We start from the raw sequence: 24561 nt of genomic DNA on the forward strand, positions 1-24561 counted from the left end.
GGGCATGCACACTGTCCCGGGGATTAATACCTGGTCAGTGCTTGTCCCGTTGTGCGGATATCGTCAAATCCCAAGTACGCGAAGTGCGTTGCAGTCGCGTGAACGCTGCCAGATGCGCTGGAACTGCTCGTCCGGCGCGCGGATCCGGGGATGGGCCGCCAGCGTGAGTTCGCCCTCCAGAAGGACGCCCATTGGACGAAAGTAGCAGTCGCCGATGTCGTTGCCGAGACGGCCGCTGGCCACTTGGACGTCGGTGGGGTCCACCGGGGTACGCACGACGAACACGCTGGGCAGGCGCTGGAACAGGCCGAGCACCGCGGCGGGCAGGGCGACCAGGTCGGCCTCCTCGGCCAGGACCTGCATCTGCTTGTCATGCCGGGCGGCGGCGAAGCGGCGCAGGGCACCGAGCACGAGCGGCTCGCCGAACAGGTCGTCGGCACAGCGCAGGTGCAGGTACAGGCCGCGACGGGCGCGGTGGATCACCGTGGCGATGGCGGCGAGGGCTTGCTCACGGTCGCTCACGCGCAGGGCGCCGTCCAGACGCTGGCGCATGGTCTGGTGTTCGATGCCGGCTTCCTGGAAGGTCGGGCCTTCGGGCAGGAAACCATTGCGGGCATAGAAATCGCGGGCCGGCAGCTGGGCGTGCAGGCTGACCTCGCCCCAGCCCAGCGCCCTGGCCTGGCCGATCAAGGCGGCCAGCAGGGCGTCACCCACCCCCTGGCTGCGCCAGCCGGGCAGGACCGCCATGCGGCCGATGCGGCGTTCCGGGGTCAGGCGGCCGGCACCGATGGCCCGGCCGTCGGCATCCAGTGCCAGCACGTGGTGGCTGAGCGGGTCCAGCGCATCGACTTCCAGTTCCGCCGGCACCCGCTGTTCGTTGACGAACACGGCATGGCGGACGCCGTGCAGCTGGTCGCGCTGCACGGCGTAGTCGGCGGGCTGGACGCTGAAGCCGCTGCCCGGGGTCATGCCTGCGGGGCGTCCTCGTCGTCGTAGATCACCACGACCTCCACCCCCTCGTCGTTGACCTGGACGGTGCCGATGTTGGCCGAGGCCGGCTCACCTTCGCCGGCTTCGGTGTACTCGAACACCTCGATCTCGACTTCCGGGGCGTCGCCATCGGCGTCGTCCTCGTCCTCGTCCACTTCCCCGGCGATGGCCAGGGCCTCATCCTCGAAGCCTTCTTCCTGCGCATCCCACGCGGCCTCGGCGGCCAGGGTCTGGGCATCGAGCAGCTGGAAGAAGCCGCCGGCGATCAGTTCCAGCACGGTGGTGCGGCCCTTGACCGACAGCTTGCGCCAGACGGTGGCATCCAGGCGCTCGGTGCCGGCCAGCACCTGGGCATCCTTGACCGGCAGGGCGCAGGCCTGGCCGGAGATGTACAGGGTGGCGCCCTTGGTGGCGCGTCGCCACGCGGTGCGGGCCCAGGGATGGCGCTCCAGCACGCCGCCATTGGCCAGTTCGGCGTCCACTTCCCCGGCCGAGCTGGGGGCCTGGGAGGGCAGGATGTCGCCGGCCGAGCGGTAGGTGGTGATGAAGCGGCCAAACCAGTTGCCCAGGCGGTCCGGGTCGTTCATGCGCAGGGCATTGAGGGCGGTGACGACGCGGCGCATGGCGGCCTCGTCGATCTCGTTCGGGTCTTCGGGCAGCTTCAGGTCCGGGTCCTGCAGGCGGATGGACTCATCGGCGCCGGCGACCAGGTCGTCCAGGTAGTCGCTGATGAGTTCGGCCGAGGACGGCGCGCGCATGCCGAAGGAGAAGGTCAGGCAGGGGTCTTCGGCCACGCCGTTGTGCGGCACGTTCGGCGGCAGGTACAGCATGTCGCCCGGGCCGAGCACCCAGTCGTGGGTCTTCTTGAACTTCTTGAGCAGCTTCAGTTCGACGTCGGGGCGGAAGTCCAGCGGCGGACGCTTGCCCTTGATGGACTCGCTGGCGTCGATCTGCCAGCGGCGGTGGCCGTAGGCCTGCAGCAGGAACACGTCGTACTGGTCGACGTGGGCGCCGACCGAGCCGCCGGTGGCGGCGAAGCTGATCATCACGTCGTCCATGCGCCAGCGCGGCAGGAAATCGAAGTAACCGATCAGGGCGCGGACATCCGGGTCCCACTTGTCCACGTCCTGCACCAGCAGGGTCCAGTCGTGGTCGGGCATGCCGGGGAAATCTTCTTCCTGGAACGGGCCGGTGCGCACGGTCCAGCCATCGGTGGCACGGTCGTGGTTGATCATGCGGGCCAGCGCGCCTTCCTCGCAGGCCAGGCCGGCCAGGTCTTCGGGCATCACCGGGGTTTCAAAGTCGGGGAACGCGGCGCGGATCAGCAGCGGACGCTTCTGCCAGTAGTCGCGCAGGAAGGTGGCCGGGGCCATGCCCAGCGGCAGGCCGGGCTTGGCCTGGACTTCGATCGGATAGGTCTTTTGCTTGCGTGCAGCCATGGGGGAGATCCTTGCAGCGGAAAACGGGAATCAGGCGCCTGCGGCGCGTATCGCGGCTATTGTCCCCTTGTTGGCGGCAAACCGCACGATGGGCGGCTGATCTGGATCAATCGCCACGGGGATGACAGTGGTGCCGGGCCACGCTTGGCGGCGTGGCCGGCAAGGCCCCGGCGGAGCATGGCGCCGCGCTACGGGGACGGGGGCAGGTCAGATGACCCGGTTGCCGCTGCCGCGGTCGTCCACCTGCGGCTGGGCGTCGGTGTTGAGCGTGTTGGTATTGCCGCTGAACTGGATTTGGGCCGTTTCGCGGGACAGGATCATGTTGTTGTTGCCACTGACCTCGATGCGGCGGGCATTGGTCAGGTTGAGCGTGTTGTCGCTGCCCACCACCCGCACCGTGTCCACGTCGGTGTTGAGCACCGTGTAATGGCTGCCTTCGACGACGATGGTCCGGGCCTTGTCGAAGTTGAGGCTGCCGCCGGAGGCGGTGATGGTGACCTCGCCGCATTCGCCATTGATGACCAGCGTGGCGTTGTCGCGGCTGATGCGCAGGTTCTTGCCGGCGCAGTCGGCACCGCTGCCCGGGTCGTTGAGGGTGTCGGAAACGGCCGTCGCAGGGGTCGGCGATGGTGCCGCTGCCGCTGCCGCCGGCGCGGCGGTGCCGGCTTCCGGGGGGGCGGGGGTGCAGGCGCTGAGCGCGGCCAGGGTCGGGGCGAGCAGGAAGGGGCTGATCCGCATGGGGACTCCACTGTCATCGGGTTGCCCGATGCTGGCAGAGGCCGTGCGAAGATTTTATTACGCGGTGCCTGCGGCCCGTCCATAAGGAAACGGCGGAGCTTTCGCTCCGCCGTCGCCGCAGGCCGGATGAGGGACGCGCAGGGGCGCCGATCAGATCGCCTTGGCCAGGTCCGCGGCCAGGCCAACATAGCCGCCCGGGGTCAGTGCGTGCAGGCGCTGCTTGTCTTCGGCCGGCAGTTCCAGCGTCTGGATGAACTCGCGCATCGAATCGGCGGTGATGCCGTGGCCGCGGGTCAGGGCCTTGAGCTGCTCGTACGGGTTCGGCAGGCCGTGGCGGCGCATCACCGTCTGCACGGCTTCGGCCAGCACTTCCCAGGCCGCGTCCAGGTCGGCATCCAGGCGCTCCGGGTTCACGGTCAGCTTGCCCAGGCCCTTGGCCAGCGACTCCAGTGCCACCTGGCTGTGGCCGAAGGCGGTGCCCAGCGCGCGCAGCACGGTGGAGTCGGTGAGGTCGCGCTGCCAGCGGCTGATCGGCAGCTTGGCGCTGAAGTGCTCGAACAGCGCGTTGGCGATGCCGAAGTTGCCTTCGGCGTTCTCGAAGTCGATCGGGTTGACCTTGTGCGGCATGGTCGAGGAGCCGACTTCGCCTTCCTTGAGCTTCTGCTTGAAGTAGCCCAGCGAGATGTAGCCCCAGATGTCGCGGGCCAGGTCGATCAGGATGGTGTTGGCGCGGCGCGCGGCATCGCCGATCTCGGCCACGTTGTCGTGCGGCTCGATCTGGGTGGTGTACGGGTTGAACACCAGGCCCAGCGAGGTGACGAAGCGCTCGGCGAAGGCCGGCCAGTCCACCGCCGGGTAGGACACGACGTGGGCGTTGTAGTTGCCGACCGCGCCGTTGATCTTGCCGGTCAGCTCGACCGCGCCGATCTGGCGGATCTGGCGCTCCAGTCGGGCCACGACGTTGGCGATTTCCTTGCCCAGCGTGGTCGGCGAGGCGGTCTGGCCGTGGGTGCGCGAGAGCATCGGCTGTCCGGCCTGCGCGTGGGCCAGCGTGCGCAGGCTGGCGGCGACCCCGGTCAGGGTCGGCAGCAGCACGGTGCGGCGGGCCTCTTCCAGCATCACGCCGTAGGACAGGTTGTTGATGTCCTCGCTGGTGCAGGCGAAATGCACGAACTCCAGCGCCGGGGCCAGCTCGGCGTCGTCCTTGAGCTGCTCCTTGATGAAGTACTCCACCGCCTTGACGTCATGGTTGGTGGTGCGCTCGATCTCCTTGACGCGGGCGGCGTTGGCGACCGAGAAGCCGTCGGCCAGGGCGCGCAGGCGCGTCTTGGCGGCGGCACTGAAGTCGGCCAGTTCGCCGATGCCCGGCTCGGCGGCCAGTGCCAGCAGCCATTCGATCTCCACCTTCACGCGGGCCTTGATCAGGCCGTACTCGGAGAAGATCGGACGCAGGGCGTCGACCTTGCTGGCGTAACGGCCGTCCAGGGGGGACAGGGCGAGCAGGGCGGCTTCGGGGCGGGACGTATCCGTCATGTCGGCGGGCAGTTGGGGCAGTGGCGGGGGCGCACATTCTACCCGTCTGGCGGGCGCCACGGCGGGGCCGGTGTTCGCGGTGACGCGGCCCGGCCGCGGGCCGAAGGCCGTGATCGGGCAGGACAGGGTCTGCCGACCGGCGGGCGGGCATGCCGTACCCAGCGCGTCGGCGTATCGTGTAGCGGCATTGCCAGCCAAGCGCGCCGCGCCATCAGCAAGCTGCGACTTCCTTCCATGAACACGCAACGCGGAGTTGAACGATGAGCAAGGGTTTCAGGGTTGAACACGACAGCATGGGTGAACTGCAGGTGCCCGCCGAGGCCTTGTGGGGCGCCCAGACGCAGCGGGCGGTGCAGAATTTCCCGGTCTCCGGGCAGCGCATGCCGCGCGAATTCATCCGCGCGCTGGGGCTGATCAAGGGGGCCGCGGCCGAGGTCAACACCGGGCTGGGGCTGTTGCCCAAGGGCGTGGGCAAGGCGATCCAGGCGGCCGCGCAGGACGTGGCCGCCGGCGCGCATGACGCGCATTTCCCGATCGATGTGTACCAGACCGGCTCGGGAACCTCGTCGAACATGAACGCCAACGAGGTCATCGCCACCCTGGCCAACCAGGGCGGGAAGGCCGGCAAGACCGCGGTACACCCCAATGACCACGTCAACCTGGGGCAGAGTTCCAATGACGTGATTCCCACCGCGATCCGTGTTTCGGCACAGCTGGCCACGGTGGAGACCCTGCTGCCGGCGTTGCGGCACCTGCGCAAGACCATCGACAAGCGCGGCCGTGGGCTGGGCAAGGTGGTCAAGACCGGTCGCACGCACCTGATGGACGCCATGCCGTTGACCTTCGCCCAGGAGTTCGGCGCCTGGTCGGCGCAGCTGACGTCGGCGCAGGGCCGCATCGAGGACGCCCTGAAGCGGCTGCGCCGGCTGCCGCTGGGCGGCACCGCCATCGGCACCGGCATCAATGCGGACCCGCGCTTCGGTGGCAAGGTGGCCAAGGTGCTGAGTACCGGCACCGGGGTGAAGTTCGACAGCGCGGACAACAAGTTCGAAGGCCTGGCCGCCCAGGATGATGCGGTCGAGCTGTCCGGCCAGTTCAACGCGCTGGCCGTGGCCCTGATCAAGATCGCCAACGACCTGCGCTGGATGAACTCCGGTCCGCTGGCAGGGCTGGGCGAGGTGGAGCTGCCGGCGCTGCAGCCGGGCAGTTCGATCATGCCGGGCAAGGTCAATCCGGTGATCCCGGAAGCGACGGTGATGGCCGCCGCGCAGGTGATCGGCCACCACACCGCGATCACCGTGGCCGGGCAGACCGGCAACTTCCAGTTGAACGTGACCCTGCCGTTGATCGCGGCCAACCTGCTCGATTCGATCCAGTTGCTGTCCAGCGTGATGAACCTGCTGGCCGACAAGGTGTTCGCCGGGTTGGTGGTCAAGCAGGAGCGGGTGCGCGAGGCGCTGGCGCGCAATCCCATCCTGGTGACGGCCTTGAACCCGATCATCGGTTACGAGAAGGCCGCGGCGATCGCCAAGCGCGCCTACAAGGAGCAGCGGCCGGTGCTGGAGGTGGCGGTGGAGGACAGCGGCCTGTCCGAGGCCGAGCTCAAGCGCCTGCTGGACCCGGCGGCGCTGACGCTGGGTGGCATCCACGACCATTGAGGTCGGCGTGCTCCGGGGGCGCTTCTACCCGTTGGGACCCGGGTAGAAGCGGCCTCGGCCGCCAAGCCGAGGGTGCCGCCGGCTGCGGCTGCCGGCACTGACGGGAGGATTGCCGGCTTCGCGCCTGGAGGCGCGCCGGCGGGCATCGGCTCAGCGAACCGCCTGGGTGTTGGCCAGGGCCTCGGCGTAGCCCTTGAACTCGGGAACGCGTTCGGCGAGATCGGCCGGGAACACCGGCTGGTTGGCGGGTACATCGATCCGGACCGTGCGCGAAGTGGGCGCGGCGCCGTTGCTGGCGGCGTCGGTCAGGGTGTTCTGGCGCAGGATCTGCAGCTTCACGAAGCTGGTCTGCAGCAGTTCGCGCTGCTCGGGCTTGAGCGGGATCTCGATGTCGTCCACGCGCAGCTGGCCATCGGGAAGGATGTCCAGGTTCGGGAACGGGGCGCGACGGATCGCGATGCGGTCGGTGGTGACCTCGGTCTTGGGCTTGCTGCGCTCGGACCGATGGGCAGCGTACTTTTCGCGGTCGCAGCCGGTGGCGAGCACGGCGAAGGCAACCAGGGCGAGCAGCAGCAGTTTCTTCATGACAGCAGCAGATACGTGAACGGCGGAAGCGGCATTCTACCGCTCCCGCCGTCCGCGCTGTCCCGGTGGCGACCTGGGGCGCGGCCCGCAGGCGCGCCCGACACCGGGATCAGGGCAGTTCGACGTGCCCGTCGCGACAGTCGTCGATGTCGCTCTGGTCCATCTTGGCGTAGGGCCGGAACTCCGGCACCGCTGCCGCCAGCTGCTGCTGCGTGGCCAGCAACGCCGGCATCTGGTCGCAGATCTTCGCCGCATTGGCCTTGAGCTTCTCGGCTTCGGCGTTGACGCGTTCCTCGATCTTGTCGGTGTCACCGCTGAAGATGCCCTTCAGGGCTTCGCCGGCCGCGCGCGCGCCCAAGTTGGCGCCCTGCACACCGATCTCGATGCCGGCCTCGGCGATGGCGATGGTCCGTTCGCGATACTGCAGGGTCAGCGCGCGCTGGCTGTCGTTCAGCGCGACGGCCGTGCCGTTGATCAGCAGGTCGCCGGCGGGCGAGATCTCGACCTTGGCGCCGTCGCTGCCAATGCTGATGTTGCCCTGGGCCAGTTCCTTGCGTGCCTCGTTGGTGGCTTCGCGGACCTTCTGGCCGAGCGTGGTGTCGGTCTGAGGCGCATTGGCCTGCGGGCGCTCGCCACAGGCGGCCAGCGGCAGGACGAGCATCAGGGCGAGCAGGGGGGCATTGACGAGTTTCATGGTGGGCTTCCGTTGCGGACGGGAATGGGGATCAGCGCTTCTTGGGCAGGTCGACCGTGCCGGCGATGCCGGAGTGGTTGACCGAGCCACTGCCGGTACGACGCACCTGCAGGCTGGCGGCGTTGCGGACTTCGACATCGCCCGAGCCGAGCGAACCGACGCTGACGGCACCGCGCACGTCGCGCACGTCGACGTCGCCGGAGCCGACGCTGTCGATGCTCACCGCACCCTGCACGTTGCGCAGTTCCAGGTCGCCGGAGCCGATGCTGCCGACCCGGGCGTCGCCACGCACGCCGTCGACCTTGACGTCGCCCGAGCCGATGGAGACGACGTGGAGTGCGCTGATGGTGCTCAGCTCGATGTCACCGGAGCCCACCGCGGCGGTGGCCAGGCCCTTGATGTCGCGGGCGACCACGTCGCCGGAACCGACATCGGCGCTCATCGAATGCGCACCGGTCAGCGAGGCGTCGCCCGAGCCGACCTTCAGCTGCACCAGGATCGTGTCCGGCAGGGTGCCGGACAGGTCCAGGTAAGCGTAGGTGCTGCCGCTGAAGTTGAAGTTCAGGCCCTGGCTCTGGCGTTCCAGGCGGACCACCAGCTTGTCGCCGACCTTCTGCTGGCTGACCGACAACTGGCGCAGCAGGTCCTGGGTGGAGGCGCAGGCGCGGCCGGAAACCGCCGCCCTGGCACCAGGGCTTGCGACCAGGCGCAGGTCGTGGCTGTTGACCTCGAACACCACGGCCTTGGCGTCGCCGAGTTCCAGTTCCAGCGCCTTGGGCTCGGAGAACTTGCAGTGTTCCTCGGCCGCGAAGGCGCCGGCCGGCAGCAGGGCGAGGGCGAACAGGAAGGGCTTGATATTCATCTGTTTTCCTTGCGATTGCGGATGAGGGCTCAGATTTCGTCGCGGCGCTGGCGCAGCCAGATGGCGGCGGCGATGAAGACGATGCCCACCGCGGCGCCAATCCACAACTCCGGCGTGGCCAGGGCGGCGAACTGGGTGGCCGGGGAGAAGCCATCCAGCAACGAATGCAGCGACTCACGCGGGGCACGGGCATCGGCGGTGTAGGCCAGGTCCACGCCGGGGACGGTACCCAGCAGCAGGCGACCAACCACGTGCGCCCAGAACCAGCTGCCGTCGCTGCCGAACAGGCGCATCAGGCCGAACCAGCTCACCACCACGCCGGAGAACACCGGCAGCATCACCGCCCACAGGAACGGCTTGCTCTTGGCCCAGGCCGAGCACATCAGCAGCCAGCCGGCGGTCGGCAACGCCCACAACGCGTAGACCGGGATGCGGCACAGGAACGATGCGGCGATCGTCAGCGGCTCGGCGGGGCCCCAGATCAGCGTCATCGGGCTGCCACCATGGGCGAGCACGACCAGGCTGATGATGGCCAGGAAGCCGAACATGGCGACGATGGCGGCCACGGTGGCCAGCAGCGGAGCCAGCACGACACCGGCGATCAGCTTGGACAGCACGGTCTGGGTGTCCGACAGCGGCATCGACTTCCAGAACAGGATGCTGCGATCGCGGCGATCGTCGTACAGCGCGCCCAGGAAGTAGAAGAACACCACGAACATCAGCACGATGAACGGCCAGCCGGCGCTGAGCAGCAGGGTGAAGTTGATGCCGTTGGCCAGGTCCTGGGCATCACCGGCCGACATCTGGCTGGTCAGCAGGCTCAGGTCCAGGCCGTTGACGTTCACCCCATTGATATGGAGGTCGCCGGTGCTTGCCGCACGGCTGGCTGCCCACAGGCCGGCGATGATCGCCATCGAGGACAGCAGCAGCGACACGCCGCCGGCCACGACCGGTGCCCAGAAGAAACCGCCCTTGTTTTCCCAGTATTCGCGCTTGAGCAGCCACTTCAGCTTGCCCAGCGGGGTGATGTGGTGTGCGGCGTTCATGCGTAGGTTCCCTTCATGGTGGCCACGAACAGGTCGGCCAGGCCGGGGTTGCGGGTTTCACCGAGGGCGGCGATGCGGCTGCGCTCGACGCCGTCGTAGAGCAGGACGGTCTTGCCGAACGGCAGGCTGCGCTCGTCGATCGGGCCCAGCGCGCGTGCTGCTTCCAGCGTGTCCGCCGAGGCCAGCAACTCGGTGTAGCGGTCGGCCAGGGTTTCCATGTCGGTGGACAGGACGATCCTGCCGTCGCGGATGAACAGCACGTCGGTGAGGATGTGCTCGATCTCCTCCACCTGGTGGGTGGTGACGATGATGGTCTTCTGCTCGTCGAAGTAGTCTTCCAGCAGGCGCTGGTAGAACTCCTTGCGGTACAGGATGTCCAGGCCCAGGGTCGGCTCGTCGAGCACCAGTACCTTGGCGTCGATGGCCATCACCAGGGCCAGGTGCAGCTGCACCACCATGCCCTTGGACAGCTCGCGCACGCGCTGCTTCGGGTTGAGCTTGGTATTGGCCAGGAAGCGCTCGCAGCGGGCGCGGTCGAAGCGCGGGTGGACGCCGGCGACGAAGTCGATGGCCTCCTTGACCCGGATCCAGCGCGGCAGCACCGCCACGTCGGCGATGAAGCACACGTCGTTCATCAGCGCGTTGCGACGGGTACGCGGGTCCATGCCCAGCACCCGCAGCTCGCCCTCGACCGCGGTCAGGCCGAGCAGGGCCTTCAGCGCGGTGGTCTTGCCGGCGCCGTTGGGGCCGATCAGGCCGACGATGCGGCCCGGTTCAATGGTGAAGCTGGTGTTGTCCAGCGCCGGCTTCTGCTTGTAGGCCTTGCGCAGGCCCTTGGCGGAAACGACGGCTTCGACGGCGGCGTTCATAGAGTGGTCCCCGGTGGCAGCAGATCTTTCAAGGTCAGGCCCAGGCGCTGGATGCGCTCCAGTACGCTGGGCCATTCATCGTTGAGAAAACGGTCGCGCTCGTTGCCGCGCAGTTTCAGCGCGGCTTCCTCGGTCATGAACATGCCAAGGCCACGGCGCTTCTCGACCAGGTTCTCGTCGGCCAACTCCTGGTAGGCCCGCGAGACGGTGATCGGATTGAGCTGGTACTCGGCCGCCACCTGGCGCACCGAGGGCAGGGCATCACCCGGCTTGAGGACACCGTCCAGCATCATCGCGATCACGCGATCCTTCAGCTGGCGGTAGATGGGAGCGCCATCGCTCCACTGGATATCGGTCATGGGTCAGCTCCGCGGATTCAGCGACTGTGCGAAGGAGAAGTAGGGCAGTGACAGACTGGTACGCATCCGTCGGGCCGGTCGTTTCGCATGGGTTGGGGCGGTAGCATCCTGCTGTTCACCAGCTGCCTGCGCTGCATAATTCCCGCGGTCGGTTTGACCGCTCTGCAGTGCAGCCGAGCAGCCAAGCAGCAACAGTGCGCCGCTGACGGTCAGGGCCGGTAGGACGTGTCTGCTGTGCTTGCTGGCCATCTCGGACTCCCTGTGTAGGGTGGCTGGTGTTGTATGCAACTATAACACCGACACGGCGGCATGCAACTCCCTGCATGCCCAACTGATGGCCTATGCCGCCCGATGGCGGCCCAGGTCACCCGGAGAGTGCTCATGAAGCTTCGTAACGCATTGATTGGATTGGTGGTTGGAGTTGGCCTCGGCGCCATTGCCGGGGTGTCGGCCGGCCCCTTGCTGGACCAGAACTACCGTTCGTTGGCCGGCAAGGAGGAGATCAACCTGAACCGCACTTACGGTGGCAAGGTGTTGCTGGTGGTCAACACCGCCTCCAAATGTGGCTTCACGCCCCAGTACGAAGGGCTGGAGGCATTGCAACAGCAACTGTCCGCGCGTGGTTTTGCCGTATTGGGCTTTCCGTCCAATGATTTCAAAGGCCAGGAGCCCGGCAGCGAGGAGCAGATCCAGGAGTTCTGCACGCTGACTTATGGCGTGCGCTTCCCGATGTTCCAGAAAGTGCATGTGATCGGCCCGGAAACCACGCCGCTGTACCGCGAATTGACGCGTGCCACCGGCGTGGCACCGGCCTGGAACTTCCACAAGTACCTGATCTCCCGCGACGGGCGGGTGGTGGCGCAGTTCCCGAGCCGGGTGCGCCCGGATGACCCGGAGCTGCGCGCGGCGATCGATCGCGAGCTGGCGGCCCCGGTTCCGGCGCGTTGACCTGCCTCGACATATCCGGTGCGCATGCGACAATGTCGCCCCTCGCGCCACCGGTGGCGTTTGTTCACTTCCAGGAAAGCAGCGAATGAAGATGGGAAAGCGTGGCGCAGTTGCGTCGCTTCTGATTCTGGCGATGGCGGCCCCCGGGGTCGCGTTTTCGCAACAACCTGCCGCTCCGGCGGCTACCAAGGAGAAGTCCGTTTTGACCTCGGAACGTGAAACGATCAGTTATGCCATCGGTATTGATGTCGCCAGCTCGTTTGAGCCCATCGCTGGCGAAGTGGACGTGGCCGAACTGCGCCGTGCCGTCGAGAATGCGTTCGCCGGCGGCCAGCCGCTGCTCTCGCAGGAAGAAGCCCAGCAGACCGATGCCGCGCTGCGCACCGTGATGATGGCCCGCGCCGGCCAGCAGGTGCCGGGCCTGGCGCCGGGCAGCCAGCCGACCGTCGACCGCAAGAAGGTCGGCCTGATGCTCGGCAGCTACGCCGTGGGCCCGTCGCTGGCCGCGATCAAGGACGACATCGACCTGAACTCGGTGTTCAAGGCGGTCAACGACGTGTTCTCCAAGGGCAACCCGCTGATGACCCATGAGCAGGCCAAGGCCACGCTGCAGGCATTCAGCACCGCCAAGCAGTCCGCCGTCGCCGGCAAGAACCGTGAGCAGGGCAATGCATTCCTGGCCAAGAACAAGACCCAGCCGGGCGTGGTGACCACCGCCTCGGGCCTGCAGTACCAGGTGCTGCGCGCCGGCAGCGGCGAGCGTCCGATGGCCACCAGCCGCGTGCGCGTCAACTACGAAGGCAAGCTGCTGGACGGCACCGTGTTCGACAGCAGCTACGAGCGTGGCCAGCCGGTCGATTTCGGCCTGAACCAGGTCATCAAGGGCTGGACCGAGGGCGTGTCGCTGATGCCGGTCGGCGCCAAGTATCGCTTCTGGATCCCCGCCGAGCTGGCCTATGGCAGCAATGGCAGCGGCCCGATCGGCCCGGAGTCTACGCTGACCTTCGACGTCGAGTTGCTGGGCGTCCTGCAGTAATCCGCATCAGAACGGAGCCGTCGCAGCCATGCGCGTAGCGATTTTCGGTACCGGTTACGTGGGTCTCGTCACCGGGACCTGCCTGGCCGAAGTCGGCCACGACGTGGTCTGCGTCGATATCGACCAGGCAAAGGTCGATGGCCTCGGGCAGGGGATCATCCCGATCTACGAGCCCGGCCTGGAGCTGATGGTGAAGGCCAACCACGCCGCAGGGCGGCTGGCCTTCACCACCGAGGCGGCCAGCGCGATCGCGCATGGCCAGGTCGTCTTCATCGCGGTCGGCACGCCGCCGGATGAAGACGGCAGCGCCGACCTGCAGTACGTGCTGGCGGTGGCCCGCACCATCGGCCGCCATCTGGCGCAGCCGGCGGTGGTGGTCAACAAGTCGACCGTGCCGGTGGGCACGGCCGACAAGGTCCGTGCCGCGATTGCCGGGGAACTGGCCGCGCGCGGCGTGGAGATCGCCTTCGACGTGGTTTCCAATCCCGAATTCCTCAAGGAAGGCGATGCGGTGGCCGACTGCATGCGCCCGGACCGCATCGTCATCGGTGCCGACAATCCGGACGCGGTGGCGGTGCTGCGCCGCCTGTATGCGCCGTTCAACCGCAACCGCGACCGCGTCGTCGAGATGGACGTGCGCTCGGCCGAGCTGACCAAGTACGCCGCCAATGCGATGCTGGCGACCAAGATCAGCTTCATGAACGAGATCGCCAACATCGCCGAGCGCGTGGGGGCCGACATCGAGCAGGTGCGCCAGGGCATTGGTTCTGACCCGCGCATCGGCTGGCACTTCATCTATCCCGGCGCCGGCTATGGCGGCTCCTGCTTCCCCAAGGACGTGCAGGCGCTGGCGCGCACCGCGGCCCAGCATGGCCACCAGGCGCAGCTGCTCAACGCGGTGGAGGCGGTCAACGATGGCCAGAAGGGCCATCTGTTCGAGCTGATCCAGCGCCACTACGACCGTGGCGAGGACGAGGGCGTGCGCGGCAAGACCTTCGCCGTGTGGGGCCTGGCCTTCAAGCCCAACACCGATGACATGCGCGCGGCCCCGAGCCGGCGCCTGCTCGCGCAGTTGTGGGAGGCCGGTGCCACGGTGCGGGTGTTCGACCCGGAAGCCATGCACGAAGCCCGTCGGGTCTTCGGCGAGCGGGCGGACCTGGTGTTCTGCGAGACCGCATACGAAGCGCTGGAAGGTGCCGACGCGCTGGCCGTGATCACCGAATGGAAGCAGTTCCGCAGCCCGGATTTCGCGCGGCTGCGCCAGACGCTGGGTGATGCGGTGGTGTTCGATGGCCGCAACATCTATGAACCCCAGGAGATCGAGGCCGCCGGCCTCGCCTATTACGGCATTGGCCGGGGACGTTCCCTGCATGCATGACCCAATCCCCAGCGAGCGCGAACAGGCGCTGGAATCACGCCTGATCGAGCTGGAGATGCGTGTTTCCTTCCAGGAACAGGCCCTGGCCGAACTGAGCGAGGCCCTGGCCGAAGCCCGGATGGAAGGCACCCGCAACACCAACCTGCTGCGCAACCTGCTCGATGACCTCGGCAAGGTGCGTACGGCGCTGTACGCCGACCCGGCCACCGAGCCGCCGCCCCCGCACTACTGATACAGAAGCACTGCAAGCATGAGTGACACTCTTCGCGACCAGCTCCTCGGGCTGGGTTTCAAGGCCGCGCCCAAGCCGGAGCGCAAACCCGAAGCGCGCCGTGACGGGCGTGCACCGAACCGCCAGGGCCAGCCGCCGGGCAAGCCCGGTGGTGGCAAGCCGCAGGCACACGCCGGCAAGCCGGGGCAGGCCAGGCCGGCGCAGGGCAAGCCGCAGCGGCAGGGCCCGCACAAGCCGCGTTCGCAGGAAGACATCGACCTGGCCAAGGCCTATGCGATCCGTGCGCAGCGGGAGAAGGACGAACGCATCGAGGCCGAGCGGCTGAAGCAGGAAGAAGCCCGCCTGCGCCGCGAAGCGCGCGCCAAGCTGGACGAGCTGATCAAGGACAAGGGGCTCAATGTCCCCGATGCCGACATCGCCCGCCACTTCCCCTATGGCGGCAAGATCAAGCGCATCTACGTCACCGCCGAGCAGCTCAAGGCGCTCAACGCCGGTGAGCTGGGCGTGCTGCAGCAGAATGGCCGCTACCTGCTGGTCACCGCGGCGTTGCTGGCCGAGGCCGAAGCCGTGTTCGCGCCGAGCGTGGCGTTGAAGGTCGACCCGAACACGCCGATCGAGGACGACCCCTACGCGGACCCGAAGTTCCAGGTGCCGGACGATCTGGTCTGGTAGGTGCACCGCTCACCGCGATGGACACGGAAAAGACAGGTCAGTGGCCTGTCTTTTTTGTTGTGCGGGCAGGGCGATCGGGATCGGTGCTGCGGACCCGGGCAACGCTGATGATGGCGCGTCGATCGGCCACTGGTGCCGTGTTGACGGCCATGTGGACGTAGATGTCGGTGGGGTTGCCCGGGTCGAACACGGTCAGGCCGTGGTAGTCCCATCCGTCTTCGCGGGTGACCGGCTCCTGGGCGATCCGGTAACTGTTCTCGGCCAGTTCGCTGAAAAGGACGAAATCCTGGGCGATGGTCTCCGGGTCACCGCTGGCGGCGGTCATCGTGCAGGTGCCCTGGTCGGTCAGTACGAAGCCGTAGACACTGTCTTCGACCGTCATCAGCCAGGCCTTGCCGGCCCTTCCGTTGAGGTGTTGGTGCGCCGTCTCGCCCTGCAGGCGCTGGGCCACCCGGTCCAGCGTCTCGGTCAGCTTCTGCGGTTCGCCCAGGTACTGGAAGCAGGAGGAGACGAAGGCGCCGAAGGTCTGGTCTTCCTCGGCCCGGGCCAGCCCGGGTGCGGCGAGCAGCAGTGCAGCCACTGCAATGCAGGGCCAACGGTGCAGTTTCATGACAACTCCCCCTGAGTCGTGAACGCTGCGCCGTTATAGCAGGACCGGGCAGGGGAAGGGTGTGCTCAGCCTGCGGCTTGGCGGGCCTGGCGCGATGGCGGCAGCCAGTACAGGGCGATCAGCGAGCCGAGCAGGGCGAAGCCGCCGCCCACCAGGAAGGCGGCCTTGCCGTCGCCGAACCGCCACAGCTGGCCGGCGATCAGTGCGCCGAGCACGCCGCCCAGGCCGGATGAGAAGCCGTAGAACAGGCCCTGGCCGTGGCCGTTGAGGTTGCCGGGAAAGTAGCGCGCCAGCAGTTGCATGGCCGACGCGAAGAACGCCGCGAAGCCCAGGCAATGGGTGGTCTGCGCGACCAGCATCACCGGGAGGTTCTCCGGGTACAGCGCGGTCACCCACCAGCGCAGCGCGGCGCTGGCCATGGAAATGATCAGCAGCCAGCTGGCATCCCAGCGCTTGAAGAAGCCGGCGATCAGGAAGAACACCGCGACCTCGAAGACCACGCCCACCGTCCACATCACGCCCAGCAGCGAGGTGCTGTAGCCATGCTGGTCCATGTAGAGCGAGAAGAACGTGTAGTACGGGCCGAACGACAACTGCTCCAGGAAAGCGGCGATGAAGAAGGCGATGACGTGCTTCTGCCGGACGATGGCCCAGAAGCCGCCGTCGTGGTGGCTGTGGCTGCCGATGCCGCGCGCGTAGCGGTTGGCGAACGCCGAGCCGATCATCAGCACGAACAGCGGCAGCATCAGCCACGGCAGCTTGCCGGCGCCGTGGTGCTCGATCAGCCAGCCGAACAGGGTGACCACGATGATGAAGCCGAACGAGCCCCACACCCGGATCATCCCGTAACGGTGGCTGTCGCTGCCCAGGTGGGTGAGGGTGATCGACTCGAACTGCGGCATCACCGCGTTGTAGAAGAAGCAGAAGGCGATCATCACCCCGTACAGCGTCCACTGCGGCGCCGGCAGCAGGAAGCCGCAGAAGCTGAGCAGGGTCAGCACGCAGCCGATGCGCAGCCAGCGGATCGGCCTGGGCGAAACCGCCGCCAGCGACGTCCAGGTGCTGGGTGCGACCACGCGGGTGGCATACCAAAGGCTCATCATCACGCTGATCGCGGTGACGGTCATGCCGCGCGACTGCAGGTACAGGCTCCAGTACGGGGTGAACGCGCCGAGCGCGGCGTAGTAGAAGAAGTAGAAGCTCGACAGCCGCGCGGTGGGCACGGCTGCGGGGAGGGGGCTTGCGGCGGTCATGGGGTCAGAACAGGTCTTCGACCGGGGTGTTCAACAGTTCCACGGTGCCGTGCTTGAGCCGGCGCAGGCTGGAGATGCCGAGGTCGCGGATGAGCGAGTGGGTGGTGTGGGGCAGGTCCGAATCGTACAGGTCCTGCGGGGCGACATTCTTGCCGTGCACCCCCGGCATCAGGTCGATGCCGGCGGCGGTGTAGCAATGCTGCACCATCGCCGAGCAGTACAGCGCGCCTTCCCTGGACAGCAGGTTGCCGCGCCGCCGCAGGCGGGTGCTGTGCATCGCGAACAGCGTGCCCACCAGCTCGCTCAGCGAGTAGCTGGACAGCCCGGCCAGCAGGTCCAGCGCGGCGACCTGGACGTTGCGGGTCTGGGCGGCGTCCAGGTTGAAGTCGAGGATGGCCAGGTTGGGGAAGGCCGCATCGTCGAAGTAGCGGTCGGCGCGGTTCTCCTGCGCGCCGAGCCGCAACTGGCGGTTGCGCAGGTCCAGGTCCGATTCGAGCACCCACCAATGGCCGTCCAGGCGTTGTTCGCTGAACAGGAAGGCGTGCGACCACAGGCTGCGGTGCCCATCCTCGGTGAGCGGCGCCTGGGCCTTGCGGATGGCCTTGCCGATCCAGTCAGAGGTGCCGCACAGGCCGATGCAGCCCGGCCGGGCGTACTTGCGGATCAGTTCGGCGTTGCGGCTTTCCATGGCGGCTTACTCGGGGTCGTAGTCCAGGTTGGAGGCCAGCCAGCGTTCAACCTGGGCGCGCTCCACGCCCTTGCGGCGGGCGTAGTCGCTGACCTGTTCGCGCGAGACCCGGCCCACCACGAAGTACTGGCTTTGCGGATGGCTGAAGTAATAGCCCGAGACCGCCGCGGTCGGCAACATCGCGAAGCTCTCGGTCAACGACATGCCGATGTCGCCGGCGCCCAGCATCGCGAACAGGGTCTGCTTCTCGCTGTGCTCCGGGCAGGCCGGGTAGCCGGGGGCCGGGCGGATGCCGCTGTACTTCTCGGCGATCAGCGCCTCGTTGTCGAGCTGCTCGTCGGCGGCGTAGCCCCAGAACTCGGTGCGCACGCGCTGGTGCAGGCGCTCGGCCATGGCCTCGGCCAGGCGGTCGGCAAGGGCCTTGAGCAGGATGGCGTTGTAGTCGTCGTAGGCGGCTTCGAAGCGGGCCACGTGCGGCTCGATGCCGATGCCGGCGGTGACCGCGAAGGCACCGATCCAGTCCTGCTTGCCGCTGGCTTCCGGGGCGATGAAGTCGGCCAGGCAGAAATCCGGGCGCTCGGCGGGCTTGTCGACCTGCTGGCGCAGGAAGTGCAGGGTGTGGTGCGAATCAAGCTGGGCAAGCCCCTCTCCCGCGCGCGGGAGAGGGGTTGGGGTGAGGGCGCTCTTAAGGCCCATGGAGCCAGAGCCGCCCCCATCTGCCCTGCGGGCACCTTCCCCCGTGAACGGGGCAAGGGAGGTGAATGCTGTGCCTGCAAGGTTCACCACCACATCGTCGCCCTTGCTGTTCGCCGGCCAGATCCCGAACACGGCCCGGGCGGTCAGCCATTTCTCATCAACGATCCGCTTCAGCATCGCCTGCGCATCCTTGAACAGGTCACTGGCCTGCGGCCCGACGATCTCGTCGGTGAGGATCGCCGGGAACTTGCCGGCCAGCTCCCAGGCCTGGAAGAACGGCGTCCAGTCGATCACCGGCAGCAGGTCTTCCAGCGGATAGTCGTCGAACACGTGCAGGCCGGGCGAGGCGGGTGCCGGCGGGGTGTACTGCGCCCAGTCACAGGTGAAGCGCTGGCCGCGCGCATGCTCCAGCGATACCAGCCGCTTGGCATCACCGCGGTTCCTGTGGCGGTTGCGGATGTCGGCGTAGTCGGCGTCGTTGGCGGCGACGAAGGCGTCGCGCAGGTCGCTGGAAATCAGCGACTGGGCCACGCCGACCGCACGCGAGGCGTCCTTCACCCACACCGTCGGCGCGCTGTAGAACGGGTCGATCTTCAGCGCGGTATGCGCGCGCGAGGTGGTGGCGCCGCCGATCATCAGCGGCATGCTGAAGCCCTGCCGCTGCATCTCCCTGGCGACGTGGCTCATCTCTTCCAGCGACGGGGTGATCAACCCGGACAGGCCGATGATGTCGGCGTTCTCGGCGCGGGCGGCGTCCAGGATCTTCTGCGCCGGCACCATCACGCCCAGGTCCACGACCTCGAAGTTGTTGCAGGCCAGGACCACGCCGACGATGTTCTTGCCGATGTCATGCACGTCGCCCTTGACCGTGGCCATGATGATCTTGCCGTTGGACTTGCCCACGTCACCGGTGCGCGCCTTCTCCTCCTCGATGAAGGGCAGCAGGTAGGCCACGGCCTTCTTCATCACGCGCGCGGACTTGACCACCTGCGGCAGGAACATCTTGCCGGCGCCGAACAGGTCGCCGACCACGTTCATGCCGTCCATCAACGGGCCTTCGATCACGTCCAGCGGCCGGCTGGCCTGCTGGCGGGCCTCCTCGGTGTCCTCCTCGACCCAGGCATCCAGGCCATGCACCAGCGCATGTGCCAGGCGCTCGCGCACCGGACGCGTGCGCCATTCCAGGTCCTCGACCTTCTTCTCGCCTTTCTTGCCTTTGTAGCGCTCGGCGATTTCCAGCAGGCGCTCGGTGCCGTCGCGGCGGCGGTTGAGGATCACATCCTCGACCGCTTCGCGCAGTTCCGGGTCGAGCTGGTCGTAGATCGGCATCGCGCCGGCATTGACGATGCCCATGTCCATGCCGGCCTGGATGGCGTGGTACAGGAACACAGAGTGGATCGCCTGACGCACGGTCTCGTTGCCACGGAACGAGAACGACACGTTCGACACGCCGCCGGACACGTGGCAGCCGGGCAGCGTGCGCTTGATGATGCGGGTGGCCTCGATGAAGTCCACCGCGTAGTTGTCGTGCTCCTCGATGCCGGTGGCCACGGCAAAGATGTTCGGGTCGAAGATGATGTCTTCCGGCGGGAAGCCGACCTGCTCGGTGAGGATGCGGTAGGCGCGGGTGCAGATTTCCACCTTGCGCTCGCAGGTATCGGCCTGGCCCACTTCGTCGAAGGCCATCACCACCGCAGCGGCGCCGTAACGGCGCACCAGCCGCGCGTGTTCCAGGAAAGCTGCTTCGCCTTCCTTGAGCGAGATCGAATTGACTACGCTCTTGCCCTGCAGGCACTTCAGGCCGGCCTCGATCACGCTCCACTTGGATGAATCGACCATCACCGGGATGCGCGCGATATCCGGCTCGGACATGATCAGGTTGAGAAAGCGCACCATCGCCTTCTCGGAATCGATCAGGCCCTCGTCCATGTTCACGTCGAGGATCTGCGCGCCGCTGGCCACCTGCTGGCGAGCCACGTCGACTGCTTCCTCGTAGCGTTCTTCCTTGACCAGTTTGCGGAACTGGGCACTGCCGGTGACGTTGGTGCGTTCGCCCACGTTGATGAACAGCAGGTCCGGGGTGATGACCAGCGGTTCCAGGCCGGACAGGCGGGTGTAATGCACGGCGGGGGAGGAGTCGTTGCCCATTACCAGACCTTGAAAACCTGTCCGTTGGCGATGCCGTCGATGCTGCGCTGGTAGGCCAGGGCGGCACGTGCGGCGCTGACCGGTTCGAAGCCCGGGAAGAAGTCGCCATAGGCATCGAGCGCTTCGACCAGCACGCTGGGGCTGACCACGTTGATGCGCAGGCCACGCGGCAGCTCCAGCGCGGCGGCGCGGACGAAGCCCTCCACCGCTGCGTTGACCGCGGTGGCATTGGCGCCCTGGGCGATCGGCTGTTCGGTGAGGATGCCGGTGGTCAGGGTGATCGAGCCACCCTCGTTGAGGTGATGCTGGCCGAGCAGTGCCAGTCGCACCTGGCCCAGCAGCTTGTCCTGCAGTCCCTGGTTGAACTGGGCGGCGGTCATCTGCGTCAACGGGCCGAAATGAACGTTGCCGGTGGTGGAGACGATGGCATCCAACGGACCCACCGCCTGCAACAGCGCCGATACGCTCTGCTCGTCACCGAGGTCGACCGGATGCGCGGCGTCCGAACGCGAGGCGCTGATCACCTCATGCCGTTGGCGCAGGTGTGCGGCGACGGCCTTGCCCAGGGTGCCACTGGCACCCACCAGCAGGATCTTCTTCTTCATGGCGTTTCCTCAGGCAGCCTTGGTGAGCGGGGCAAGGGCGCGCGGTGGCAGCCCGGCGACCGCTTCGGCGATGGCACGGATGTGGTCGGGCGAGGTGCCGCAGCAGCCGCCGACCAGGTTGAGCAGGCCGGATTCGGCGAACTCCTTCAGGGTGGCGGCCATTTCCTCGGGGGTCTCGTCGTACTCGCCGAAGGCATTGGGCAGGCCGGCGTTGGGGTGCGCGCTGACGTAGCCGCTGGACACCTGCGCCAGCGTTTCCACGTGCGGGCGCATGTCGGTGGCGCCGAGCGCGCAGTTGAAGCCCACCGACAGCGGGTTGCCATGCGCGACCGAGGCATAGAACGCCTCGGCGGTCTGGCCGGACAGGGTACGGCCGGAGGCATCGGTGATGGTGCCGGAGATCATCACCGGCAGCCGCCCGCCGCGCTGGTCGAAGACTTCCTCGATGGCGAACAACGCCGCCTTGGCATTGAGCGTGTCGAAGATGGTTTCCACCATCAGCGTGTCGGCGCCGCCGTCGATCAGCCCGTCGATGGCCTCGCGGTAGGTCTGCCGCAGCGCGTCGAAGCTGGTGTTGCGGAAACCGGGGTCGTTGACGTCCGGGCTGATCGAGGCGGTGCGGCTGGTCGGGCCGAGCACGCCGATCACGAAGCGCGGCTTGTCCGGGGTACGGGCTTCCACTGCGTCACAGCACTGGCGGGCGACCTGGGCACCGGCCTTGTTGAGTTCGTACACCAGGTGTTCCAGGTGGTAATCGGCCTGGCTGATCGAGGTCGCGTTGAAGGTGTTGGTCTCCACCAGGTCCGCACCGGCCTCCAGGTAGGCGGTATGGATGCCGGCGATCACGTCCGGGCGGGTCAGCAGCAGCAGGTCGTTGTTGCCCTTGAGGTCGTGCTCGCAACCGGGTCCGTGCACGTGCTGGCTGTCGAACCCGCCCACGAAGCGCTCGCCCCGGTAGTCGCCTTCCTCCAGGCGATGGCGCTGGATCATCGTGCCCATGGCGCCGTCGATGATCAGGATGCGTTGTTCAAGCGCGGCCAGCAGCTTGGCGACGCGTTCGGGGTGGAGCCAGGGGAGGGCTTGCATAGGGCGGGCCGGGTTCGATGCTTCAGGGACGATGGGCGATCAGCGCGATCACTTCGAAATGCGGCGGGCGCTTCTCGCGGGTCACGGTTTCCAGGCTGGACACTTCCAGCCCGCTCTTCTCGACGAACTTGCGCAGTTCCTTGCCGGTGAAGCCCAGGTTGACGTGGCCGTAGGCCTCGACCGCCACCTTGTGCTCATGCCGGGCCAGGCTGCACAGCATCAGCCGGCCGCCGGGCCGCAGTACCCGGGCGCACTCGGCCACGGCCTTGGCCGGGTGGCTGGAGTAGGTCAGGGCGTGCATCAGCACCACCAGGTCGAAGCTGCCATCGGCGAAGGGCAGCTTGTGCATGTCGCCTTCCAGCACCTCCACGTTGGGCAGCTTGCGCAGGCGTTCGCTGGCGGCGGCCACCACGCGGGCGCTGGTGTCGATGCAGACGTAGCGCTGTGCGTGCGGGGCCAGCAGTTCGGCCAGCACGCCATCACCGGAGGCGATGTCGAGCACGTCGCCGGTTTCCAGCAGCGGCAGCGCGCTGCGCGCCATCGCCTCCCAGGTGCGGCCCGGGGAGTAGTGGCGTTCCATGTCGCCGGCCACGCTGTCGGCCCAGTTCTGGTCGGCGGCGCGCATCGCCAGCACCGCCGGCACGCGCTCGGCGTCCTGGCGCAGCAGCGGATCGTCGCTGCCGGTGCTCAGGGCATGCCACAATGCGCGCTGGGCCGGGTCCAGCGAGGCCTCGTCGAAGCGGTAGTACGCGGACACGCCGGCACGGCGGTCGCGGACCAGCCCGGCTTCCTTCAGGCGCGCCAGGTGGGTGGACACGCGCGGCTGGGCCAGCGTGGTGATGGCCGACAACTCGGCCACGGTGAGTTCTTCCTGTTCAAGCAGCGTCAGCAGGCGTACCCGCGTTGCATCGGCGAACACTTTCAGACGGGTCGACCAGTCTTCCAGATCCATAAATATCTACCTATCGCGATATAGAGATATTTTCGCGCTGCCGCCACGCCGGGTCAAGGCGAGGCATAGGCTGAACCCGGTCGCGATGGTTACAATCGCAACTTGATTCAGCCCTGGGAGGGGTGTTGTGGACTTCAGTTTTTCCGACGAGCAGCTGATGCTGCAGGACGTCGCCCGTCGTATCGCCAAGGAAAAGATCGCCCCGAGCGCCGAGCACTTCGACGCTACCGGTGAGTACCCGCTGGACAACATCCGCCTGCTGGGGGAGAACGGCCTGATGGGCATCGAGGTGCCGGTCGAGTACGGCGGCTCGGGCATGGACCCGGTTTCCAGCGTGCTGGCCATCGTCGAGGTCTCCGCCGCCGACGCGGCGCACGCGACCATTATGTCGGTCAACAATTCGCTGTTCTGCAATGCGCTGCTGAGCTACGGCAGCGAGGCACAGAAGCAGACCTACGTGCGCGCCATTGCCGAGGGCAGCGCGATCGGCGCGTTCGCGCTGACCGAGTCGCAGTCCGGCTCCGATGCCACGGCGATGCGCTGCCGCGCGGTCAAGCAGGCCGACGGTTCTTTCCTGGTCAACGGCCAGAAGAGCTGGATCACCTCCGGCCCGGTGGCGCGCTACATCGTGCTGTTCGCGATGACCGACCCGGAGAAGGGCGCGCGCGGCATCACCGCCTTCATGATCGACACCACCAAGCCGGGCTTTGGCCGCGGCAAGACCGAGCCCAAGCTGGGCGTGCGTGCGTCGGCGACCTGCGAGATCGAGTTCCAGGACTACGTGGCCAGTGCCGAGGATGTGATCGGTGAGGAAGGGCAGGGCTTCAAGATCGCGATGAGCCTGCTGGATTCGGGCCGCATCGGCATCGCGTCGCAGGCGGTGGGCATCGCCCGCGCCGCTTACGAGGCTTCGGTGGACTACGTGAAGGAGCGCAAGTCGTTCGGCGCGCCGATCGGCACCTTCCAGATGATCCAGGCCAAGGTCGCTGACATGAAGTGCAAGCTGGATGCGGCGATGCTGCTGACCTTGCGCGCAGCCTGGCTGAAGTCGCAGGGCAGGAAGTTCTCCACCGAGGCGGCGGTCGCCAAGCTGACCGCGTCGGAGGCAGCGATGTGGATCGCCCACCAGGCGGTGCAGATCCATGGCGGCATGGGCTATTCGAAGGAAATGCCGCTGGAGCGTTACTTCCGCGATGCCAAGATCACCGAGATCTATGAAGGTACTTCGGAGATCCAGCGCATGGTGATTGCGCGCAACGAGACCGGATTGCGTTGAGTCGCAGCCAAGCGTGAACCAGAGATCCGATGCCGGGCAACCGGCATCGGTTTCTTTTTTTGTGCGGAGTCTGGTGCGGCGCAGGCGAGGCAACCGCGTTGTAGGAGCGACCTCGGTCGCGAAGCTGATCTAGGCGGAAGCTGCGGAAGTCGTCTGCAATTGCAATCAATGCCGCCGTTCTTCATCGACGGCTTCGCGACCGAGGTCG

General features: G+C 67.2%; 24 protein-coding genes. 7 read left to right on the forward strand and 17 right to left on the reverse strand.

The features are described from left to right. Positions 1-63 precede the first annotated feature (63 nt). The 4 genes from ACIPR8_RS06020 to purB all read right to left on the reverse strand — a co-directional run bounded on the left by ACIPR8_RS06020 (position 64) and on the right by purB (position 4700). Positions 64-969 (reverse strand): GNAT family N-acetyltransferase, encoded by a 906-nt coding sequence (locus tag ACIPR8_RS06020; protein ID WP_446540426.1) that lies wholly within the window; start codon positions 967-969, stop codon positions 64-66. Beyond that, positions 966-2429, reverse strand: a complete 1464-nt coding sequence (locus ACIPR8_RS06025; protein WP_446540427.1) for a ribosomal protein uL16 3-hydroxylase — start codon at positions 2427-2429, stop codon at positions 966-968. Before ACIPR8_RS06025 ends, ACIPR8_RS06020 begins: the two co-directional genes overlap by 4 nt. A gap of 207 nt (positions 2430-2636) precedes the next feature. Further along, entirely contained in the window at positions 2637-3167 is a 531-nt protein-coding gene (locus ACIPR8_RS06030; RefSeq protein ID WP_446540428.1) for a DUF3060 domain-containing protein, read from the reverse strand. Positions 3168-3317: 150 nt separating this feature from the next. Beyond that, positions 3318-4700: an adenylosuccinate lyase gene (gene purB, locus ACIPR8_RS06035; protein WP_446540429.1), complete on the reverse strand. Its 1383-nt coding sequence runs from the start codon at positions 4698-4700 to the stop codon at positions 3318-3320. Positions 4701-4960: 260 nt separating this feature from the next. Between purB and ACIPR8_RS06040 the strand changes: the two genes are divergently transcribed. After that, the gene (locus ACIPR8_RS06040) at positions 4961-6358 is read left to right on the forward strand and encodes a class II fumarate hydratase (protein WP_132864294.1); all 1398 of its coding nucleotides are present in this window, start codon (positions 4961-4963) and stop codon (positions 6356-6358) included. A 150-nt stretch (positions 6359-6508) separates the two neighbouring features. On the opposite strand, the gene ACIPR8_RS06045 is transcribed toward ACIPR8_RS06040, so the two are convergent. The 6 genes from ACIPR8_RS06045 to ACIPR8_RS06070 form a co-directional block, all read right to left on the reverse strand. Then, entirely contained in the window at positions 6509-6943 is a 435-nt protein-coding gene (locus tag ACIPR8_RS06045; protein WP_132864293.1) for a hypothetical protein, read from the reverse strand. A 109-nt stretch (positions 6944-7052) separates the two neighbouring features. After that, positions 7053-7637 carry a DUF2884 family protein gene (locus ACIPR8_RS06050; protein WP_192288184.1) on the reverse strand — a complete coding sequence of 195 codons (585 nt, stop codon included), beginning with the start codon at positions 7635-7637 and terminating at the stop codon, positions 7053-7055. Positions 7638-7668: 31 nt separating this feature from the next. Further along, a complete protein-coding gene (locus ACIPR8_RS06055; protein ID WP_192288185.1) occupies positions 7669-8499 on the reverse strand; it encodes a DUF4097 family beta strand repeat-containing protein in 831 nt (276 codons plus the stop codon). A 29-nt stretch (positions 8500-8528) separates the two neighbouring features. Continuing rightward, positions 8529-9545 carry a hypothetical protein gene (locus tag ACIPR8_RS06060; RefSeq protein ID WP_132864290.1) on the reverse strand — a complete coding sequence of 339 codons (1017 nt, stop codon included), beginning with the start codon at positions 9543-9545 and terminating at the stop codon, positions 8529-8531. Continuing rightward, positions 9542-10414, reverse strand: coding sequence for an ABC transporter ATP-binding protein (locus ACIPR8_RS06065; RefSeq protein ID WP_132864289.1), 873 nt, complete (start codon positions 10412-10414; stop codon positions 9542-9544). Before ACIPR8_RS06065 ends, ACIPR8_RS06060 begins: the two co-directional genes overlap by 4 nt. Next, a complete protein-coding gene (locus ACIPR8_RS06070; RefSeq protein ID WP_132864288.1) occupies positions 10411-10773 on the reverse strand; it encodes a GntR family transcriptional regulator in 363 nt (120 codons plus the stop codon). The genes ACIPR8_RS06065 and ACIPR8_RS06070 overlap by 4 nt, the downstream gene beginning before the upstream one ends. 381 nt (positions 10774-11154) lie before the next feature. Here ACIPR8_RS06070 and ACIPR8_RS06075 point away from each other — a divergent pair, with 381 nt between their 5' ends. The 5 genes from ACIPR8_RS06075 (at position 11155) to ACIPR8_RS06095 (ending at position 15039) form a co-directional block, all read left to right on the forward strand. After that, positions 11155-11721, forward strand: a complete 567-nt coding sequence (locus tag ACIPR8_RS06075) for a glutathione peroxidase (RefSeq protein ID WP_446540430.1) — start codon at positions 11155-11157, stop codon at positions 11719-11721. Between the two features lie 85 nt (positions 11722-11806). Continuing rightward, on the forward strand, positions 11807-12757 hold the full coding sequence (locus ACIPR8_RS06080) for an FKBP-type peptidyl-prolyl cis-trans isomerase N-terminal domain-containing protein (protein ID WP_446540431.1): 951 nt from the start codon (positions 11807-11809) through the stop codon (positions 12755-12757). Between the two features lie 28 nt (positions 12758-12785). Continuing rightward, positions 12786-14135 carry a UDP-glucose dehydrogenase family protein gene (locus ACIPR8_RS06085; protein WP_446540432.1) on the forward strand — a complete coding sequence of 450 codons (1350 nt, stop codon included), beginning with the start codon at positions 12786-12788 and terminating at the stop codon, positions 14133-14135. Further along, the gene (locus tag ACIPR8_RS06090) at positions 14128-14367 is read left to right on the forward strand and encodes a SlyX family protein (RefSeq protein ID WP_132864283.1); all 240 of its coding nucleotides are present in this window, start codon (positions 14128-14130) and stop codon (positions 14365-14367) included. The genes ACIPR8_RS06085 and ACIPR8_RS06090 overlap by 8 nt, the downstream gene beginning before the upstream one ends. A gap of 18 nt (positions 14368-14385) precedes the next feature. Further along, positions 14386-15039 carry a DUF2058 domain-containing protein gene (locus ACIPR8_RS06095; protein ID WP_446540433.1) on the forward strand — a complete coding sequence of 218 codons (654 nt, stop codon included), beginning with the start codon at positions 14386-14388 and terminating at the stop codon, positions 15037-15039. Between the two features lie 37 nt (positions 15040-15076). On the opposite strand, the gene ACIPR8_RS06100 is transcribed toward ACIPR8_RS06095, so the two are convergent. The 7 genes from ACIPR8_RS06100 to ACIPR8_RS06130 form a co-directional block, all read right to left on the reverse strand. After that, positions 15077-15649: an NMCC_0638 family (lipo)protein gene (locus ACIPR8_RS06100; RefSeq protein WP_446540434.1), complete on the reverse strand. Its 573-nt coding sequence runs from the start codon at positions 15647-15649 to the stop codon at positions 15077-15079. 65 nt (positions 15650-15714) lie between these two features. After that, positions 15715-16902: an MFS transporter gene (locus ACIPR8_RS06105; protein ID WP_446540435.1), complete on the reverse strand. Its 1188-nt coding sequence runs from the start codon at positions 16900-16902 to the stop codon at positions 15715-15717. 4 nt (positions 16903-16906) lie between these two features. Continuing rightward, positions 16907-17590, reverse strand: coding sequence for a hypothetical protein (locus ACIPR8_RS06110; RefSeq protein WP_192288190.1), 684 nt, complete (start codon positions 17588-17590; stop codon positions 16907-16909). Between the two features lie 6 nt (positions 17591-17596). Beyond that, positions 17597-20434, reverse strand: coding sequence for a methionine synthase (metH, locus tag ACIPR8_RS06115; RefSeq protein WP_446540436.1), 2838 nt, complete (start codon positions 20432-20434; stop codon positions 17597-17599). Next, a complete protein-coding gene (locus ACIPR8_RS06120) occupies positions 20434-21039 on the reverse strand; it encodes a short chain dehydrogenase (protein WP_446540437.1) in 606 nt (201 codons plus the stop codon). Before ACIPR8_RS06120 ends, metH begins: the two co-directional genes overlap by 1 nt. A 9-nt stretch (positions 21040-21048) precedes the next feature. Beyond that, entirely contained in the window at positions 21049-22125 is a 1077-nt protein-coding gene (locus tag ACIPR8_RS06125) for a homocysteine S-methyltransferase family protein (RefSeq protein ID WP_132864276.1), read from the reverse strand. Positions 22126-22147: 22 nt separating this feature from the next. Beyond that, the gene (locus ACIPR8_RS06130; protein WP_132864275.1) at positions 22148-23077 is read right to left on the reverse strand and encodes an ArsR/SmtB family transcription factor; all 930 of its coding nucleotides are present in this window, start codon (positions 23075-23077) and stop codon (positions 22148-22150) included. Between the two features lie 127 nt (positions 23078-23204). Here ACIPR8_RS06130 and ACIPR8_RS06135 point away from each other — a divergent pair, with 127 nt between their 5' ends. Next, complete coding sequence (locus ACIPR8_RS06135; protein ID WP_132864274.1) at positions 23205-24353, forward strand: acyl-CoA dehydrogenase family protein; 1149 nt, start codon at positions 23205-23207, stop codon at positions 24351-24353. Positions 24354-24561: the final 208 nt, after the last annotated feature.

This window comes from Stenotrophomonas sp. LARHCG68, assembly GCF_052871705.1.

What these genes read in the sequence shown, in the direction of transcription:
- ACIPR8_RS06020 (WP_446540426.1), bottom strand. Translation starts at nt 969, where the DNA reads ATGACCCCGGGCAGCGGCTTCAGCGTCCAGCCCGCCGACTACGCCGTG.
- ACIPR8_RS06025 (WP_446540427.1), bottom strand. Translation starts at nt 2,429, where the DNA reads ATGGCTGCACGCAAGCAAAAGACCTATCCGATCGAAGTCCAGGCCAAG.
- ACIPR8_RS06030 (WP_446540428.1), bottom strand. Translation starts at nt 3,167, where the DNA reads ATGCGGATCAGCCCCTTCCTGCTCGCCCCGACCCTGGCCGCGCTCAGC.
- purB (WP_446540429.1), bottom strand. Translation starts at nt 4,700, where the DNA reads ATGACGGATACGTCCCGCCCCGAAGCCGCCCTGCTCGCCCTGTCCCCC.
- ACIPR8_RS06040 (WP_132864294.1), top strand. Translation starts at nt 4,961, where the DNA reads ATGAGCAAGGGTTTCAGGGTTGAACACGACAGCATGGGTGAACTGCAG.
- ACIPR8_RS06045 (WP_132864293.1), bottom strand. Translation starts at nt 6,943, where the DNA reads ATGAAGAAACTGCTGCTGCTCGCCCTGGTTGCCTTCGCCGTGCTCGCC.
- ACIPR8_RS06050 (WP_192288184.1), bottom strand. Translation starts at nt 7,637, where the DNA reads ATGAAACTCGTCAATGCCCCCCTGCTCGCCCTGATGCTCGTCCTGCCG.
- ACIPR8_RS06055 (WP_192288185.1), bottom strand. Translation starts at nt 8,499, where the DNA reads ATGAATATCAAGCCCTTCCTGTTCGCCCTCGCCCTGCTGCCGGCCGGC.
- ACIPR8_RS06060 (WP_132864290.1), bottom strand. Translation starts at nt 9,545, where the DNA reads ATGAACGCCGCACACCACATCACCCCGCTGGGCAAGCTGAAGTGGCTG.
- ACIPR8_RS06065 (WP_132864289.1), bottom strand. Translation starts at nt 10,414, where the DNA reads ATGAACGCCGCCGTCGAAGCCGTCGTTTCCGCCAAGGGCCTGCGCAAG.
- ACIPR8_RS06070 (WP_132864288.1), bottom strand. Translation starts at nt 10,773, where the DNA reads ATGACCGATATCCAGTGGAGCGATGGCGCTCCCATCTACCGCCAGCTG.
- ACIPR8_RS06075 (WP_446540430.1), top strand. Translation starts at nt 11,155, where the DNA reads ATGAAGCTTCGTAACGCATTGATTGGATTGGTGGTTGGAGTTGGCCTC.
- ACIPR8_RS06080 (WP_446540431.1), top strand. Translation starts at nt 11,807, where the DNA reads ATGAAGATGGGAAAGCGTGGCGCAGTTGCGTCGCTTCTGATTCTGGCG.
- ACIPR8_RS06085 (WP_446540432.1), top strand. Translation starts at nt 12,786, where the DNA reads ATGCGCGTAGCGATTTTCGGTACCGGTTACGTGGGTCTCGTCACCGGG.
- ACIPR8_RS06090 (WP_132864283.1), top strand. Translation starts at nt 14,128, where the DNA reads ATGCATGACCCAATCCCCAGCGAGCGCGAACAGGCGCTGGAATCACGC.
- ACIPR8_RS06095 (WP_446540433.1), top strand. Translation starts at nt 14,386, where the DNA reads ATGAGTGACACTCTTCGCGACCAGCTCCTCGGGCTGGGTTTCAAGGCC.
- ACIPR8_RS06100 (WP_446540434.1), bottom strand. Translation starts at nt 15,649, where the DNA reads ATGAAACTGCACCGTTGGCCCTGCATTGCAGTGGCTGCACTGCTGCTC.
- ACIPR8_RS06105 (WP_446540435.1), bottom strand. Translation starts at nt 16,902, where the DNA reads ATGACCGCCGCAAGCCCCCTCCCCGCAGCCGTGCCCACCGCGCGGCTG.
- ACIPR8_RS06110 (WP_192288190.1), bottom strand. Translation starts at nt 17,590, where the DNA reads ATGGAAAGCCGCAACGCCGAACTGATCCGCAAGTACGCCCGGCCGGGC.
- metH (WP_446540436.1), bottom strand. Translation starts at nt 20,434, where the DNA reads ATGGGCAACGACTCCTCCCCCGCCGTGCATTACACCCGCCTGTCCGGC.
- ACIPR8_RS06120 (WP_446540437.1), bottom strand. Translation starts at nt 21,039, where the DNA reads ATGAAGAAGAAGATCCTGCTGGTGGGTGCCAGTGGCACCCTGGGCAAG.
- ACIPR8_RS06125 (WP_132864276.1), bottom strand. Translation starts at nt 22,125, where the DNA reads ATGCAAGCCCTCCCCTGGCTCCACCCCGAACGCGTCGCCAAGCTGCTG.
- ACIPR8_RS06130 (WP_132864275.1), bottom strand. Translation starts at nt 23,077, where the DNA reads ATGGATCTGGAAGACTGGTCGACCCGTCTGAAAGTGTTCGCCGATGCA.